Below are 15,968 nucleotides of genomic sequence, written 5' to 3'. Positions count from 1 at the left end.
GCGGCGAGACTGGCGGCGGGCCGTCAGTCCGTCCCGGGAACGCCGGCGCGGAGCAGGACCTCCCGGACCGGGCCGCTGCCCGATGCCTCCGCCGGCAGCGGAGAGCCCGCCGCGGCCAGCAGCGACGCGACCTCGGCGTAATCGCCGCGCGGATCGCGGATGTGCAGGGAGCCCCAGGCGCAGCTGGACAGCGCGTTGCCGCCGTAGTCGTTCGGCACGCTCAGGGACGCGCCGTGCTCGAGCAGCAGCCGCGCCATGGCGGCGTTCCCCCGCATCGCCGACCGGTGGAGCGCCGTGAAGCCCTGGCTGCGGGCATCGACCGGGAAGCCGGCCTCCAGCATGAGGCCGACGGCCGCCAGCCGTTGATCCCACGCGGCGTCCGCGAGCAGGCCTTGCTCTTGCGGCGAGAGCGAGGCGATCAGGTCCGGATGCTCGCGAAGCATGGCCCGCGCGCGCTCCGCGTCCGCCGTGCCGCAGGCGAGCAGGAACCGCTGCCCGAGCGGACTCAGGCTCGCGAGCTTTGCCGCGATGCCCGCATGGCCGCGGTGCGCGGCCAGGAAGAGCGGCGTGAACGTTCGGCCGATGACGTAGTCGTAGATATGGCCGCCGTCCGACTCGCCGGACGTGAATTCGCCTTCGCCGATCCGGGCGTCGATGCAGCCCGGATCCTCCGCCAGCAGCCGGTCGACCAGCGCCTCGTCGCCGAGCATGACCGCCATGAAGATGTCCGGCTTCGCTCCGCGGGCGACGAGGTAGCCGCACTTCTCGGCGTCGTTCGCCGCCCACTGCGCGGGCGTGCTGCCGTGGTCGACGTCGCGCCGGTCGATGTCGGCGCCGTGCTCGAGCAGGAAATCGATGACCGCCTTCGACGACGCGAAGTGCAGCGGCACTTGGCCGTCGGGTCCGCGCCGGTTGGCGAATTCGGGATCTTCCCGCGCGAACGCGCGCAGCGCGTCCAGCATGCCGAGCGCCGCGGCCGCGTGCGGATCGACCTCGGCGCCGCGCTCGATCAAATACCGCGACAGTTCGCGATGGTCATGATGCAGCACGCCGAAGCCGCCGGCCCACCAGCCGCTCTTCGCGTTGATATCGGCGCCGTGCGCCAGCAGCAGATCGACCATGGCGCGGCTGCCGATTGCCGCGGCCGCCACGATGGCAGGCGCATCGAACGAGAACCACGGCTCGTTCACGCCTTCTCGTAAAGATTCATATTCCTCCAGCAGCCTCGCGGCCGCCTCGACCTCTCCGTCTCGGACCGCTTCCACAAACCGTTCCCGGGGTTCCATCGCCGTTACCCGCCTCCGCATCGCCCGAATCGGGCCAAAATGTGCGTTTCCTCTTGCGACCTTCCAATTGCATGTTCCTACCTATTGTACGCTTTCTCCGCTGCCCGCTGTGCAGCAAAATGCGAGAAGTCCGGTTCTAGCCGATCATCCTACCGCATCCGGCGATCGGCGCGCGGCTTCTTCCTTGATCGCCTTCAGCCGCTTCATGACGTCGTTCGCGCCGCGGCCGAAGTAATCGTGCAGCCGATTGTACTCCGCGTACAGCTTCTCGTAGGCCGCGACGTTCGCCGGGATCGGCTTGAACGTCTCCTCGCGGACGCGGGCCATCGCGGCGGCGGCGTCCACGACGCTGTCGTACCCGCCCTTGGCCGCGCCGGCCGCCACGGCGCCGAACATCGCCGCGCCGAGCGCCGGCGTCTGCTTCGAAGCCGCGACCTTGATCTCGCGGTTCGTGACGTCCGCGTAGATTTGCATGAGCAGGCGGTTCTTCTGCGGCAGGCCGCCGCAGGCGTACAGCTCGTCCACGTCCACGCCGTTCGCCTGGAAGGCGTCGACGATCTTGCGCGTGCCGAAGGCCGTCGCCTCGAGCAGGGCGCGGTAGATCTCCTGCGGCTTCGACAGCAGCGTCAGGCCCACGATCGCGCCCGTCAGGTTCGTGTCGACGAGAACGGAGCGATTACCGTTCCACCAGTCCAGCGCCAGCAGGCCGGATTCGCCGACGTTCAGCTTGGCCGCTTCCCGCTCGAGCCACTCGTGCACGCCGATGCCCTCGGCTGTCGACGCCTCGGCGACGTAGGCCGGCACCGCTTCGTCCACGTACCAGGCGAAAATGTCGCCGACCGCGGATTGGCCCGCTTCGTAGCCGTAGTAGCCTGGAATGATGCCGTCCTCGACGACGCCGCACATGCCCTCGACCTGCTTCTCCTCCTCGCCGAGCAGCATGTGGCAGATCGACGTGCCCATCGCCATGACGAGCTTGCCCGGCGTCACGACGCCGACGGCCGGCACGGCCGCGTGCGCGTCGACATTGCCGACGGCGATCGCGGTGCCCGCGGCAAGCCCCATGCGCGCGGCCATGCCGGCGGTCAGCTCGCCAGCCTTCGTGCCGAGCGGCATCACGTCGCCGCGCAGCTTCGTCTCGGCGAGCGTCTCGAGCCGCGGATCAAGCGCTTTCAGAAATTCGCGGCCCGGATAGCCGTCCCGTTTATGCCAGATCGCCTTGTAGCCCGCGGTACAGCTGTTGCGCACGATGCGGCCCGTCATTTGGGCGACGACCCAGTCCGCCGCTTCCACGAACTGATCCGCCCGTTCGTAGATGTCCGGCGCCTCGTTCAGAATCTGCCACGCTTTCGCCAGCATCCACTCGGACGAAATCTTGCCGCCGTAACGGGGAAGGAACGCTTCGCCGCGGGCTGCCGCGATCTCGTTGATGCGGTCCGCCTCGTCCTGCGCCGCGTGATGCTTCCACAGCTTCACCCAGCTGTGCGGGTTGGCGGCGTACGCCTCTTCGAAGCAGAGCGGTTGTCCCGCCTCGTCGACCGGCAGCATCGTGCAGGCCGTGAAGTCGATGCCGAGGCCGATGATCTCGGACGGATCGATGCCGGACTCGCGCACGACCGCCGGGACGGACTGTTCCAGCACCTCGATATAGTCCCGCGGATGCTGCAGCGCCCAATCGTGCTCCAGCTTGAGGCCGGTGCCGGGCAGGCGCTCGTCGATCACGTTATGGCGGTAGGGGGTGACGTGCTCGGCGATCTCCGCGCCGTCGGCCAGGCGCACGAGCACCGCGCGGCCGGATTCCGTGCCGTAGTCCACGCCGATTGCGTATTTTTGCGTCATCTTAAGAAGGCTCCTTCCGGGTTAGGAATGCGTTCGGTATGCGTGCTGCGTATAAGTGCGTTACGTATAAAGGCGTTACGTATTAGCGCGCTGCGATGCGTTGCAAAGTCGCGCCAGCTTCGCGCTCAGCCCTGCGACTGGCCGTAGTAAGCGTTTGCACCATGCTTGCGCAAGTAGTGGCGGTCCAGCAGCTGCCGGTCCATCGGCCCGGCCTCCGGATTCAGCTGGAACGTATGCAGCGCCATCTTGGCCACCTCTTCGACGACGACGGCGTTATGGACCGCGCTATGCGCGTCCTTGCCCCAGCAGAACGGCGCGTGGCTGTACACGAGGGCGGCGGGCACGCGGTTCGGGTCGATGCCGCGCTCGCGGAACGTCTCGACGATCACATTGCCCGTCTCGAGCTCGTACGCGCCGAGGATCTCCGCTTCCGTCATCGGGCGCGTGCACGGGATTTCCCCGTGAAAATAATCGCCGTGCGTCGTGCCGAGCGCCGGGATCCCGCGTCCGGCCTGCGCCCAGCTCGTCGCCCAGGGCGAATGCGTGTGCACGATGCCGCCGATGCCCTCGAACGCCCGGTACAAGGCGGCGTGCGTCGGCGTATCGGACGACGGGCGCAGGCCGCCATCGACCGGATTCCCCTGCAGATCGACGATGACGATGTGCTCCGGGCGCAGCTCCGCGTACGGCACCCCGCTCGGCTTGATGGCCACCAGCCCGCTGGCGCGGTCGATGGCGCTGACGTTGCCCCACGTGAACGTGACGAGCCCGTGCCGCGGCAGCTCCATGTTCGCTTCCCACACGGCTTGCTTCAACGATTCCAGCATTTGTCCATTCTCCTCCCCGCGGCTGCAAGGCGGACGTTCGGCACCGCTGAACGCGATTTCGCCCGCGCCAGCCCCGCGCTGACTCGCCGCTGCTTTTATCGTCTTCATTATAACTTGTACGTACAAGTGTGTCGACTGCTTTATTTCGCCTCCGTCTCCGGCGCCGGGCCCGTCGATTGGCGGACGATCAGCTTCGGATCGTACACGACGTCGCCCGCCTCGCCAGCCTCGGCTTGCCCGCTCATGCATCGCATGAGCAGCGCCACGGCGTCCTCGCCCATCCGCGTCTTGGGATGCTCCAGCGTCGTCAGCTTCACCTCCGTCGCCGTCGCCAGGCTGGCGTCGTCGAAGCCGACCATCGACAGGTCGGCCGGTACGGACAAGCCGCTCAGCCGCACGATGTCCAGCAGGCGGACGGCCAGCTCGTCGTTGTAGCAGACGATCGCCGTCGGCCGCGCGTCCGCCGGCCGCCGCAGCAGCTCCGCAAGCGCCTCGGCCGGCTTGGCGTCCTTCTCCTCGGTCGCGTACCGGACGAGGAAGTCCGGCTGCAGCGCCAGCTTCCGCTCCCGCAGGCAGCGCATGAAGCCGCGCATCCGGTAGACGCCCTGGAAGTCGTCCGTCTTAAAAAAACCGGCGATCCGCCGATGGCCGAGCTTCGCCAGATGCTCCGCCGCCCGGTACCCGCCGAGCTCGTCGTCGACCTTCAGGCACGGAGCGTCGAGGTCGCTGTAGCGCTCGTTCAGCATGACGTACGGAATCCGCCGCGCCTCCAGCGCCAAGTAATAATCCAGGTTCGGGTTGCCCTCCGCACTCTTCGTCGGTTCGACGATCAGCCCGCCGAGCTGCTGCTGCAGCAGCATCGATTCCAGGCTTTCCCGCTCGCGCTCCTTCTCGTTGTCCGTGCTCGCGAGCAGGAGCCGCGCCCCGTGCGCGCGCAGCGCGGATTCCACGCCGCGGACGATCGTCGGGAAGATATAGTCCGAGATATGCGTCGTCATCATGCCGATCGTCAGCTTCCGCTGCGCTTCCGGCCGCCCTTGCCCGAGCTCCGCCTCGGCCACGAACGTCCCTTTCCCCTGGGCGCGGTAGAGCCACCCTTCCGCCTCCAGGTCGCCGAGCGCCTGGCGCACCGTCTGCCGGCTGAAGCCGAAGCGGGCGGCGATCTCGTTTTCCGACGGGAGCTTGTCGTGCGGCTTGAATTGCGCCGTCGCGATCCACGAGACGATTTCTTCTTTCAATTGCCGGTATTTCGGCGTTTGCTGTTCCTTCACGCGGCACCTCGTTCATTCTGCTTGCAGATCTTCACTTGTATGGACTAGTATAGCATATCCGCGTGCTTGTACGTACCTGTTGCCGCGAAGCGGACGGAAGGATTCTGAGGCGGAACGCATGCAAAACTAGACCTAAGGGCAATATACGGCGCGCGCGTGAGCACCTTACAATAGAAGCGAAGTCCTGCCCATTCTATAAAAGCAACGCATCGCCATTTCCCGCCCCGAAGGAGGAAGCCCGCATGTCCGAAGGCAACCGCTACGTCCGGCTCGCCGTGTTCCTGCTCGCCGTGCTGTTCGCCCTCTGCGTCGCCGCGCAGACGTATCTGGCCGGCATGGCCGTCCTGGTCGACGCCGCGCATTGGAAGGACCATACATCGTTCGTGCACGTCTTCGAATTCGTCCCGGCCGCCGCGTTCATCCTTACGTTCTTCGGCCGCGTCGGCGGAGCCGTCCGTTGGTACTCGCTCGCGCTATTCGTGCTCGTCATGCTCCAGTATATGACGGCGCACATCGGCGCGGACGCCCCGTACGTGTCCGCGCTGCATCCCGTCATCGCCGTCGCCATGTTCTGGCTCGCCGCCGCGACGGCGATGCGCGCGTACCGGGCCTGGCGCCGCGGTTCGCGCGCATAAGAAAAAGCCGTTCGCGGAAACGCAATCGTTTTCGCGAACGGCTTTTTTCTGGATTGCCGGCAGCGTGCCGGCCGATACTCCGCCGCCTCGCTAGGCGGCTTCGACGACGAACGGCACCGTCAGGACGCGGCCGTTCCGCTGAAACTGCCCCCACAGCTTATAGAGGCCCGGCTTCGGAAACGTCGCGTGAAACTCCGCGACCGGCCCGCCGGCCGCGCTCATCGCGTGCGTATGCAGATAGTCGTCCGCACCGGCACCGAGAATGACCACGTGCCCGGCGGCGCCGAGGTACGGCTGCAGGTCGCGGACCGGCTCGCCGCTCGCGGCGTCCGCGAACGAGAAGGCAAGCTTCACGGCCTCGCCCGCCTTCGGCTCGCGGTCGAACGACAGCTTGACGGCCACGCCGTCCGCGGTTCGCTCGAGCCGCTTGTCCACGGCCAGCGCCGGCTCCTCGAGGCGGGCTCCGCCGCCGCCTTCGGCCCGCACCCAGGCGCTCCGCCATTGCTGCGTCCCATCCGCCGACGTGAAATCGGCGATGAGCTTATACCGGCCGGCCGAAGGGAACGTCACGGCCCCTTCGAACACGCCGGGCTCCGCTGTCTCCGCGGGATGCAAATGCAGGAACGTCGACAGCCCTTGGCTGACGACGATCACGTGCAGCTTCTTCTCGTGGTTGACCCGCAGCCCGGCGTCCGGCTTGCCCGCGGCGTCCGTGATCGTCACGCGCAGCGTGCTGGCCTGTCCGGCTTGCGGCGCGCCATCCGGCCACGCCCAAGCCGCGGTATCCGCGCTGGCCGCCATGCCGGACATGTCCGTGGCGCCGCTGGCGGCATCATCCGCCGCATCGTCATGCCCATGCCCGTGCCGCATGTCCGCCGCGTCCGCGCCCGCCGTCTGCGAAGCGCCGGCCGGCTCGTCCGCTGCCTTCGCGGCCGCCGGCAGCTCCTGCCGCTCCGGCATCCGTTCGTTCATCCACAGCCCGATCGCCATGCCGGCCAACAGCGATGCCGACAGCAGCACGGTCCGGTTGCGCATCTGTTTTCGATTCATCCTCAACGTCATCCTCGCCTTCTGCCGGCGGGGACGCGCCGAAGGGGCGCTTCCGGACCGCCGGCGCTAGTCTTGCTGCAGCCGTTCGATCATATAGCGGCGCACGTCGTCCGCCAGATCGCTCCGGCGCAGCGCCAAATCGATCGTCGCCTGGACGAAGCCGAGCTTGTCGCCCACGTCGTAGCGCTGGCCTTCGAACCGGAACGCGGTCATCGGGTTCGTCTGGTTCAGCCGCTGCAGGCTGTCCGTCAATTGAATCTCGCCGCCCTTGCCGGGCTTGGCGTGCTCCAGCAGCTCGAAAATGCCGGGCTCCAGCACGTAACGGCCGACGATCGCCAGATTGGACGGCGCTTCGGCCGGCGCAGGCTTCTCCACGAGCCCCTTCAGCCGGCCGCCGCCGGCCTCCGCGAGGTCGACGATGCCGTACTTATGCGTCTGGTCCCACGGCACATCCATAACGGCCACGACCGAGGACGCCCGCTCCTCGTACAGATCGATCATCTCGGCCAGGCAAGGCCGGCTGGACTGCAAAATATCGTCCCCGAGCAGCACCGCGAACGGCTCGTCGCCGACGAACCGCCGCGCGCAGAGCACGGCGTGGCCGAGCCCGAGCGGCGCGCCCTGCCGGATGTAGACGATTTCCGCGAGATGCGAGATCCCGCGGACGAGCTCCAGCATCTCCGCCTTGCCGCTTGCTTCGAGCTCCGCCTCGAGCTCGAACGATTTGTCGAAATGGTCCTCGATCGCCCGCTTATTGCGGCCGCTGACGATCATGATGCTTTCGATGCCGGAGGCGACCGCTTCCTCGACGATGTATTGAATGGCGGGCTTGTCGATGAGCGGCAGCATTTCCTTCGGCTGCGCCTTCGTGGCCGGCAGGAAGCGCGTGCCCAGTCCCCCGGCCGGTATGATTGCTTTTCGTACGCGTGTATGTGCCATTAGTATCGTTCTCCTCTCTTCTTGTGTTGCCAGATCGGCCGGATTTATACCGTTCATCCCGGCTGCGCCGCCGCTAGCGCATCGCGCCGCGCGCGGAATCCGCACGGGATCATGGCAGCGGGTATTGACAAACGAGCTTATTTATAATAATTTTAATTTAGAAATTATTATTATTTGAGTTTCAGCATCGAAGGACCGCGGTTAAGAAGAGAAGAGCGCGGCCGCTCCCGCGATTCGCCCGCCGCGATTATTTCGCCGGGCGATACGGCACAATAATTGGGTATCCTGCCGGGGCCGCGGGGACCGCACGGAACGCCGGAGGGCTGACAGCGCGCAGCGCCGGGGCAGCGCACGACACGCGCATTCTATGACAAAGGGAGATGCCGAACATGCCGACGAAAAAACTGCAAACGATCCTGAACAAACAAATCTCGACCTGGAGCGTCCTGTACGTGAAGCTCCACAACTACCACTGGTACGTCAAAGGCAACCAGTTCTTCACGCTGCACGTGAAATTCCAGGAGCTGTACGAGGAAGCAACGCTGCACGTCGACGACATCGCGGAGCGCCTGCTCGCGATCGGCGGTCAGCCGCTCGCCACGATGACCGAGTATCTGGAGCATTCGACGGTGAAGGAAGCCTCGAGCAGCGAATCCGCTTCCGAGATGGTGGACATCCTCATCGAGGACTTCACAAAGGTGGCAGCCGAGCTGAAGGAAGGCATGGAAGTGTCGGCCGAAGCGGGCGACGATACGACGGGCGACCTGCTGCTCGCCATCCACAAATCGCTCGAGAAGCACATTTGGATGCTTAAAGCGTTCAACGGACGCTAAGGAGCCGGGCAAGCCGGCAGCCGGACCGGCATTCCGACTCCTCGAAGACCGTCATTCGCGGTACATCCCGCGAGCGTCGGTCTTTTGGGCGTTCCCATCCGGCGTCAGCCGTACGCGAACCGCTGCCGGAACTTGCGCGGGGACAGCCCCTCCGCCCGGGTGAAGCAGGAAGTGAAGTAGGCTGCCTGATTGAACCCGACTTCCTCCGCAATGCGGGCGACGGGGCGGTCGGTGTGCAGCAGCAGCAGCTTCGCCTGCTCGATGCGGCAGCGGAGCAGGTATTCCATCGGCGGGCAGCCGTAGTAGCGATGCATGCAGCGGGCGATGTACACGGGGTGGAAATTGAGCCGTTCGCCGAGCTCCTGCGCCGTCAACGGCTCCCGGTAATGCTTGCGCAGGTAGGCGGCCGCCTGGTCCGCGCACGCCGCGGCGGGCGTCGCCTCGTCCTCGGCCGCGGACGCGGACAGCTGCCGCAGCAGCTCCTGGAACACCGATTGCTGGCTCCACTTCGCGCTGCCGGAATGGATGCTCTGGTTCAGCTGGACCAGCTGCCCGCACAGCTCCTCGGCTATTTCGGGCTGGGACAGCCGGACGAATTGGGGGACGCGGATCCGGAAGGCGTGCGTGTCGTACGTCCATAGCGCCGGTGCGCGTTTCTCGCCATCGGCTTCCTCTCCGTGCCGGGGCGGCTCGTCGTCCGCGTCGTCCGCGGCGGCCCAGCTTCCCGTCGTCCGAAAATGCAGCCAGTAACACGACGTCGGCTCGGCGCAGCCCTTGGTCCCGCAGTGATGCCGGTCCGGACGCAGAATCAGCGCGCAGCCTTCGTCGACCTCGAATTCCCGGTCCTCCTCTGCCATAGACAGGCAGCCCTCGCGGACGAACAGCAGGCCGAACACCCCGACGTTGCGGCGGCTGACGTGCCGTTCGCCCGGCCCGTATTGCGCTGTCCCGCCCAGCATGTAATGCGGCAGCGGCGGCACCGTGAATTGCAGCATGCTCATGAGGTCCCTTCCTTTCCCGGACGAGGCGGTTATGCGGGGCACGGAGGCTGCGATCGCGAAAATTTCGGCTATTCCCCCCCTACGTTGCGTTCAGTATACCATTATGATTCGAATGCGCTCCACAGTCCGAGGCGATTCAAGGAGGCGCTGCGGATCGGCTGGCGCACGGGGTCAACGCCTCCCTCCGGATGCTGCGCTTAGCCCCGGCAAGTTCCCGGGCAGAACGCGATCGCGCTATAAAAAACTGCACCTCCGATTGTTAGAGGGCGTCTGACAATCGGGGTGCAGTTCAACACGCTTATCCGGTTCCGGTCTGTCCTTGCTGGCTGGCCAGCCGGCCGTCGCCCGTACGGAGCTAGCCGCTTACTTCTTCTTGTTCGCCGCGATCTGCTCGGCCAGCTCGTTCAGGTACGTCCAGCGTTCCATCAGCGTCTCGAGCCTCGCCTCCACCTCCGTCTGAGCGGTCATCAGCTCCTGCAGCCGCATGGAATCGCTGCCGGCCGCCTCCATATCCGCCTGCACCTGCCGCAGCGCGTCCTCCGCCCGTTCGATGTCCGCGTCGATCGTCTCGAACTCCTTCTGCTCCTTGTACGACATCTTCGTCGGCTTGGCCGGCTCCTGCTCCGGCTCGGCCGCCGGCCGCTTCGGCGTTTCACTCTCCGCCCTGCGCTCGGCGGCGTCCGCGGCGCGCGCGCCGTGCGCGGCCGCGTACGCCTGATAATCCGAGAAATTGCCGACATGCTGCTCGATGATGCCGTTCCCTTCGAAGGCGAAGATCCGCTCCGCCGTCCGGTCCAGGAAGTACCGGTCGTGGGACACCGTGAAGACGACGCCCGGGAAGTCGTCTAAATAATCCTCGAGCACCGTCAACGTCAGGATGTCGAGGTCATTGGTAGGCTCGTCCAGCAGCAGCACGTTCGGCGCCTCCATCAGCACGCGAAGCAGCTGCAGCCGCCGCTTCTCGCCGCCGGACAGCTTCGCGATCGGCGTCCACTGCTGCGCCGGCGGGAAGAGGAACCGCTCCAGCATTTGGCCAGCCGTGATCGTCGTGCCGTCGGCCGTCGTCACCTGCTCCGCGCTTTCGCGGATGTAATCGATGACCCGCAGCGACTCGTCCATCTCCTCGCGCTCCTGCGAGAAGACGCCGAGCTTCACCGTCGGCCCGAGCGTGACGGTGCCCGCGTCCGGCTCCAGCTTGCCCGCGATCAGCTTCAGCAGCGTCGACTTGCCGAGGCCGTTGCGCCCTACGATGCCGACGCGGTCCTCCGGCACCGCGATGTAGCTGAAGCCGTCGATCACGGCGCGGCCCTCGAACGATTTGCGCAGTCCCTCGATCTCGAGAATTTTCTTGCCGAGCCGCGAGGACGCGACGGACATCTCCAGCTTGCCGGCCGCCTTCTCCGGCCCTTGCGCGCTCAGCGCTTCGAAGCGCTGGATGCGCGCCTGCTGCTTCGTCGAGCGCGCCTGCGCGCCGCGGCGCATCCACGCCAGCTCATTGCGCAGCAGGTTCTGGCGCTTCGCCTCCGACGCGGCCTCCCGCTCCTCGCGGTCCAGCTTGAGCTCGAGGAAACGGCTGTAGTTCGCCGTGTAGAAGTACGCGCGGCCCTTGTCGAGCTCGAGCGTCCGGTTGCTGACGCGGTCCAGGAAGTACCGGTCGTGCGTGATCATGAGCAGCGCGCCCCTGCGCTTCTGCAGCATGCCTTCCAGCCAGGCGACGGATTCGTTGTCGATGTGGTTGGTCGGCTCGTCCAGCAGCAGCACGTCGGCCGGCTGGATGAGCGCCGCCGCCATCGCGACGCGCTTGCGCTGCCCGCCGGACAGCACGCCGAGCTTTGCGTCGTAGTGCTGGATGCCGAGCTTCGAGAGCGCGATTTTCGCATCGCTCTCGATGCCCCAGGCGTCCAGCTCGTTCATCCGCTGGTTGGCGCGGACGAGCTGCTCCTGCAGCGCCTCGTCGCCGGGCTTCAGCTCCAGCGCCCGCAGCGCTTCCGTGTACGCGCGGACCGCCTGCATCGGCGCGGAATCGCCGCCGAGCACATGGTCCAGCACCGTCTCCTCGGGGTCGAACTTCGGATCCTGCGCCAGCATCCGCACCGTCGCGCCGCCGGCCGTCAGAATCGTGCCCGAATCGGGCGGCTCCAGTCCCGCGACCACCTGCAAAAACGTCGATTTGCCGGTGCCGTTGACGCCGATGATGCCGATCTTATCGCCCGTCTCCACGCCGAACGACACGTCTTGGAACAGCACCTTCTCGCCGTAAGTCTTCGAAATATAATCAACCGTCAATACGTGCATGATTGCTCCCGCCTAACGTTAATAGATACGCCAAACGCCGCCCCAAAGGGCGGCGCAACGCTTGCCTTCTTTATTCACTTTAAACGAAGCCTACGCGCCGATCAAATCTTTCTTGGCAAGCTGGTCCCGCGCCTGCTCGGCGCGAACCGCGATCGCCGCCATCGTGCGGACCGCCTCGAGCGGATATTTGCCCGCCGCCGTCTCGCCCGAGAGCATGACCGCGTCGGAGCCGTCCCATACCGCGTTCGCCACGTCACACGCTTCAGCGCGGGTCGGACGCGGGTTGTTCTGCATCGATTCCAGCATTTGCGTCGCCGTGACGACGAACTTGCCGGCGCGGTTGCAGACCTCGATCATTTTCTTCTGCGCCAGCGGCACATCCTCGATCGGAATCTCGACGCCGAGGTCGCCGCGGGCGACCATGATGCTGTCGGAGGCTTCCACGATCGCTTCCAGCTCGTCGAGGCCCTCCTGGTTCTCGATCTTCGACATGACCTGGATGTGGCTCGCGCCCTTCTCGGCCAGCATCGCCTTCACTTCGCGCACGTCCTCGGCGCGGCGGACGAACGACATCGCGATCATGTCGACGCCGTTCTCGATGCCGAAGGCGATGTGCAGCTTATCGCGCTCCGTCACGCCCGGCAGGCTCGTGCGGATGCCCGGCAGGTTGACGCCCTTGCGCGACTTGATGATGCCGCCGTTCTGAATGAGGCAGACGACGTCGGAGCCTTCGATGCGGACAACCTGCAGTTCGATCAGGCCGTCGTCGATCATGATGCGCGAGCCGACCTTCACGTCCTGCGCGAGGTCGTAGGAGACCGAGATCCGTTTCTCCGTGCCTTGGATCTGCTCCGTCGTCAGCGTGAGGAATTCGCCGGCCTGCAGCAGGTAGGACGGCTCCTGCAGCAGCCCCGTGCGGATCTCCGGTCCTTTGATATCCAGCATGATGGAGACGGGCAGGTTCGTCTTCTTCGCGGCCGCGCGCACCATCTCGATGCGCTGCATATGGTCGTCCAGCTCCCCGTGCGCCAGATTCAGCCTTGCTATATTCATGCCGGCAAGCAGCATATTCTCCAACATTTCCGGCGTCAAGCACGCGGGTCCTAGGGTACAAACGATCGCTGTCTTTTTCATTTACGCTCACTCCTCGATCTTTTTCATTCCTGTTTTCATTGTAGAGGAACAATTGCGCGAGCGCGATGTATTATAGTACAGTATTTGTACTATAGTATGATGAAGACGGACGGTGAAATTTGCCATGTTCGACATTTTCGACATTCGCCAGGAGCGGGGCATTCTGCAGCGCGATCAGCAGCCCCTCGGCAGCGACAGCTTCACGCTGGTGTGGGTCCGGTTCGGACAGACGTCTTACCGGATCGCCGGCCAAACGATCGCCTGCCGCAAAAACGACCTGCTGCTCATCCCCTCCGGCCTGCCCGCCGCCGAGCTGCGCGGCGCGGGCACGATCCGCGAAAGCGTCGTCGTGCGCTTCAGCCCGGCCGACGCCGCAACGGTGCGGCTGCTGCCGATCCTCGCGCGCCGCGCGCCCTTGCGCTGGGTGACGCACATGCCCGAGCTGCTGCTCGAGAAGCTGCTCTACATCGTCGAACAGTGGACGGCGCGGGACCGGTATTTCTCCATCATGTGCGCGGCGCTGCTGACGGAGCTGATGGTCACGGTCAGCCGGGAGGTCGACGAAGGCGAGAAGGCGCCCTCGTCCATCCACCACATCGAGGTCATGAAGCGCTACGTCGACGACCATTACCGCGGCAAAATCACGAAAAACGAGCTCGGCGCCTGCATCGGCGTCAGCCCCAATTACGCCGCCTCGCTGTTCCGCAAGGTGACGGGCATGACAATCAGCGACTACGTCCACCGGCGGCGAATGAAGACGGCGCTCTACCTGCTGCAGCACTCGCGGCTGAACGTGCAGGACATCTCCGATCATCTCGGTTACAGCGACCCGTCGTACTTTAACCGGATCTTCAAGCGCATCACGGGCAAGCTTCCCTCGGACGCGATCGCGGAGCGGGAGCGGCTGGAGTGAGGGCGCGGGAGGGGCGCGGAGGGGGCGGCTGGAGTGGGGGCGGCTGGAGTGGGGGCGGCGCCGTGGGATGTAAGGCGCGGTGCCGGCGCGGCTGGAGTGAGGGGCGCGGCAGGGCCGCTCCGGTGGCCGATCCGGGCCGGTGCGTTGGGCCGGGCGGCGCCGGCGGCCGGCGAGAGGGCGGCGCTCCCGGGTGACTCCGCCATCCGGACGCTCCGGCGAGACGGCCAGAGCGTCGCTCCCGAGTGACTCCGTCAACCGGAGCCGCCGGCGAGACGGCGCCGCGCCAGAGCGAATCGCCGGGCGGCCCCGCTCCGACGAGCCGGGCTATGACGAATCGCCGGTGTCTCCACCAGCCGGACGCTCCGGCGAGCCGGGCCGGAAGAATCGCTGGGTGACTCCGGCGAGCCGTCCTGCGCGTCGCTCCGAGTAACTCCGCCATCCGGATGTTCCCCCAGCTTAAGCGCACGAAATTCCGCTAATTTCGCGGACACAGGAACCGCTATTCCGCCAATTTCGGCCTCCTAGCCAATTGAGCGGCCACACGTGCCGCTATTCGTCGTATTCGCCCACTTCAACCAGCTTTTCGGAGCCAATAAGCGCTCCTGTGGCCGCCAAACGCGAAAAACCCGCCGAAACGCCGAAATAGCGGATCTCCTGTCCGCAAAGCATCAGCAATCCAGGTGAAACGATGGTGGAATGAGCCGCCGAAGGGGCGGGAGGGCGGCCAGGCGGTACGCTGGCGGGGTTGACTCAACAGGGCGAAAGGTCCGCGGAGCGAGGTGCCGACAGGCACGCGTACTGGCGGGGCTCACTGTCCGAGGGTGGGATCGCTCGAGGCGCCCCCCATCCCGGCTCCCATCGTCAACCTCGGCCTGACTGTCCCCAGTTCCGCCGCTGCCGGCTCCCGCCACCCTAGGCTCCGGCCGTCCCTGGCTCCCGCTATCCCTGGCACCGCCGCCCCCAGCTCCGCCTGTCCTGGGCGCCGCTCCTCGCCTCCGCCATCCTGCGCCATCATCCTCCGCCCCGCCCCCGTGCGCCGCCGCCCCGCCATCCCTGGCGCCCTCCGCCCCCAGCTCTGCCTGTCCTGGGCGCCGCTCCTCGCCTCCGCCATCCAGCGCCATCCTGCGTCCCGCCCCCGTGCGCCTCCGCCCCGCCATCCCCAGCTCCGCCCAGAGCGCACACGAAAAAGCCTCCAAAACCGCGATCAAGCGGCCCGGAGGCTCTCATCTGTCCCATACGCTACACCGTTTCCATCCCTTACGCTACCCCTAATGCTACACCGTTTCCGTCCGCGGCGCTTCGAATTCGAGGTCCGCTTCGCCGGTCGGCGTGAGCGGGATCGCGAGCATGCGCACGGATTCCATCATGCGGAGCATGTTCTTCAGCTCGAACGGCGAACGGGCGCCGCGGGTCAGCCAATCGTCGATGTCCTCCGGCTCCAGGATGGCGGGCATTTGCGGCTGAAACGGAGCGATGAGGCCGTTCGACTTGGTCATGAGCATCGTGCAGGTGCGCATCTCGTCGCCCGACGCTTGGCGGAAGACGTCGTACAGGCCGGCGATAGCGAACGTGCCGCTGCGCATTGTGATTTTGAAGCGCTCCGTCACCTTGCCTTCGGTCCGCTCCACGTAAAAGCCGGTGCACGGAATAATGCAGCGCTGCTTGGCCGCGATCCGCTCGTAGATGGGCTTGTCGAACAGCTTCAGGCTGTCCATGCGCACGGAATCCTTCGCCCAATACGGGACCATGCCCCAGCGGAATTCGTCCAACACCCGTTCGTTCTTATGGTGAATAATCGCCGATATCGACTCCGTCGGAAAAATTTCATACCGGCCGGCGGTGTGGAACAGCACGTTGTCGAGCGCGAATCGCTCGGTCAGCTCGGAAGACGCGGCCGCGATGGAGATAGCTTGGCACATTTGGCAAAAACCTCCTCTTGTTTTGG

The 15,968-nt window shown here is 65.9% G+C and carries 12 protein-coding genes and 1 pseudogene; 3 read left to right on the top strand and 10 right to left on the bottom strand.

From position 1 onward, the window contains the following. Nucleotides 1–23: 23 nt before the first annotated feature. The 4 genes from ACFPB1_RS15585 to ACFPB1_RS15570 form a co-directional block, all read right to left on the bottom strand. Nucleotides 24–1,286: an ankyrin repeat domain-containing protein gene (locus tag ACFPB1_RS15585; RefSeq protein ID WP_379226861.1), complete on the bottom strand. Its 1,263-nt coding sequence runs from the start codon at nt 1,284–1,286 to the stop codon at nt 24–26. A 144-nt stretch (nt 1,287–1,430) separates the two neighbouring features. Next, a complete protein-coding gene (locus tag ACFPB1_RS15580) occupies nt 1,431–3,125 on the bottom strand; it encodes a ribulokinase (RefSeq protein WP_379226859.1) in 1,695 nt (564 codons plus the stop codon). 125 nt (nt 3,126–3,250) lie between these two features. Continuing rightward, a complete protein-coding gene (locus ACFPB1_RS15575) occupies nt 3,251–3,952 on the bottom strand; it encodes an L-ribulose-5-phosphate 4-epimerase (RefSeq protein WP_379226857.1) in 702 nt (233 codons plus the stop codon). Nucleotides 3,953–4,092: 140 nt separating this feature from the next. Continuing rightward, nucleotides 4,093–5,223: a GntR family transcriptional regulator gene (locus ACFPB1_RS15570; protein WP_379226855.1), complete on the bottom strand. Its 1,131-nt coding sequence runs from the start codon at nt 5,221–5,223 to the stop codon at nt 4,093–4,095. Between the two features lie 242 nt (nt 5,224–5,465). On the opposite strand from ACFPB1_RS15570, the gene ACFPB1_RS15565 reads away from it, so the two are divergent. Then, nucleotides 5,466–5,858 (top strand): DUF6220 domain-containing protein, encoded by a 393-nt coding sequence (locus tag ACFPB1_RS15565; RefSeq protein ID WP_379226853.1) that lies wholly within the window; start codon nt 5,466–5,468, stop codon nt 5,856–5,858. 90 nt (nt 5,859–5,948) lie between these two features. On the opposite strand, the gene ACFPB1_RS15560 is transcribed toward ACFPB1_RS15565, so the two are convergent. Both ACFPB1_RS15560 and galU read right to left on the bottom strand, forming a co-directional pair. Beyond that, nucleotides 5,949–6,908 (bottom strand): hypothetical protein, encoded by a 960-nt coding sequence (locus tag ACFPB1_RS15560; RefSeq protein WP_379226852.1) that lies wholly within the window; start codon nt 6,906–6,908, stop codon nt 5,949–5,951. 66 nt (nt 6,909–6,974) lie between these two features. Beyond that, entirely contained in the window at nt 6,975–7,847 is an 873-nt protein-coding gene (gene galU / locus ACFPB1_RS15555) for a UTP--glucose-1-phosphate uridylyltransferase GalU (protein ID WP_379226850.1), read from the bottom strand. A 380-nt stretch (nt 7,848–8,227) separates the two neighbouring features. Here galU and ACFPB1_RS15550 point away from each other — a divergent pair, with 380 nt between their 5' ends. Next, complete coding sequence (locus tag ACFPB1_RS15550) at nt 8,228–8,680, top strand: Dps family protein (protein ID WP_379226848.1); 453 nt, start codon at nt 8,228–8,230, stop codon at nt 8,678–8,680. A gap of 104 nt (nt 8,681–8,784) precedes the next feature. On the opposite strand, the gene ACFPB1_RS15545 is transcribed toward ACFPB1_RS15550, so the two are convergent. The 3 genes and pseudogenes from ACFPB1_RS15545 to pyk form a co-directional block, all read right to left on the bottom strand. Beyond that, nucleotides 8,785–9,681: a helix-turn-helix transcriptional regulator gene (locus ACFPB1_RS15545; protein WP_379226846.1), complete on the bottom strand. Its 897-nt coding sequence runs from the start codon at nt 9,679–9,681 to the stop codon at nt 8,785–8,787. Nucleotides 9,682–10,044: 363 nt separating this feature from the next. After that, nucleotides 10,045–11,976 (bottom strand): ABC-F family ATP-binding cassette domain-containing protein, encoded by a 1,932-nt coding sequence (locus ACFPB1_RS15540; protein ID WP_379226844.1) that lies wholly within the window; start codon nt 11,974–11,976, stop codon nt 10,045–10,047. 123 nt (nt 11,977–12,099) lie between these two features. Continuing rightward, nucleotides 12,100–13,110 (bottom strand): annotated as a pseudogene (pyk, locus tag ACFPB1_RS15535) (pyruvate kinase); the annotation flags it as partial. A 112-nt stretch (nt 13,111–13,222) separates the two neighbouring features. Here pyk and ACFPB1_RS15530 point away from each other — a divergent pair. Beyond that, entirely contained in the window at nt 13,223–14,023 is an 801-nt protein-coding gene (locus ACFPB1_RS15530; RefSeq protein WP_379226842.1) for a helix-turn-helix transcriptional regulator, read from the top strand. 1,274 nt (nt 14,024–15,297) lie between these two features. Here ACFPB1_RS15530 and ACFPB1_RS15525 read toward each other — a convergent pair. Continuing rightward, nucleotides 15,298–15,942, bottom strand: a complete 645-nt coding sequence (locus ACFPB1_RS15525; protein WP_379226840.1) for an SOS response-associated peptidase — start codon at nt 15,940–15,942, stop codon at nt 15,298–15,300. Between the last annotated feature and the right edge of the window lie 26 nt (nt 15,943–15,968).

Origin of the sequence: Paenibacillus sp. GCM10023250 (assembly GCF_042653205.1) — a bacterium.
Lineage (GTDB): Bacteria > Bacillota > Bacilli > Paenibacillales > Paenibacillaceae > Paenibacillus_Z.
The sequence above is the reverse complement of the archived record's forward strand: the minus strand, read 5'-3'. Positions and strand labels throughout refer to the sequence as shown.

Bases quoted from the DNA above. Each gene is read 5' to 3' on its own strand.
- galU (WP_379226850.1), bottom strand. From the start codon at position 7,847: ATGGCACATACACGCGTACGAAAAGCAATCATACCGGCCGGGGGACTG.
- ACFPB1_RS15585 (WP_379226861.1), bottom strand. From the start codon at position 1,286: ATGGAACCCCGGGAACGGTTTGTGGAAGCGGTCCGAGACGGAGAGGTC.
- ACFPB1_RS15550 (WP_379226848.1), top strand. From the start codon at position 8,228: ATGCCGAACATGCCGACGAAAAAACTGCAAACGATCCTGAACAAACAA.
- ACFPB1_RS15525 (WP_379226840.1), bottom strand. From the start codon at position 15,942: ATGTGCCAAGCTATCTCCATCGCGGCCGCGTCTTCCGAGCTGACCGAG.
- ACFPB1_RS15540 (WP_379226844.1), bottom strand. From the start codon at position 11,976: ATGCACGTATTGACGGTTGATTATATTTCGAAGACTTACGGCGAGAAG.
- ACFPB1_RS15565 (WP_379226853.1), top strand. From the start codon at position 5,466: ATGTCCGAAGGCAACCGCTACGTCCGGCTCGCCGTGTTCCTGCTCGCC.
- ACFPB1_RS15545 (WP_379226846.1), bottom strand. From the start codon at position 9,681: ATGAGCATGCTGCAATTCACGGTGCCGCCGCTGCCGCATTACATGCTG.
- ACFPB1_RS15580 (WP_379226859.1), bottom strand. From the start codon at position 3,125: ATGACGCAAAAATACGCAATCGGCGTGGACTACGGCACGGAATCCGGC.
- ACFPB1_RS15575 (WP_379226857.1), bottom strand. From the start codon at position 3,952: ATGCTGGAATCGTTGAAGCAAGCCGTGTGGGAAGCGAACATGGAGCTG.
- ACFPB1_RS15560 (WP_379226852.1), bottom strand. From the start codon at position 6,908: ATGAATCGAAAACAGATGCGCAACCGGACCGTGCTGCTGTCGGCATCG.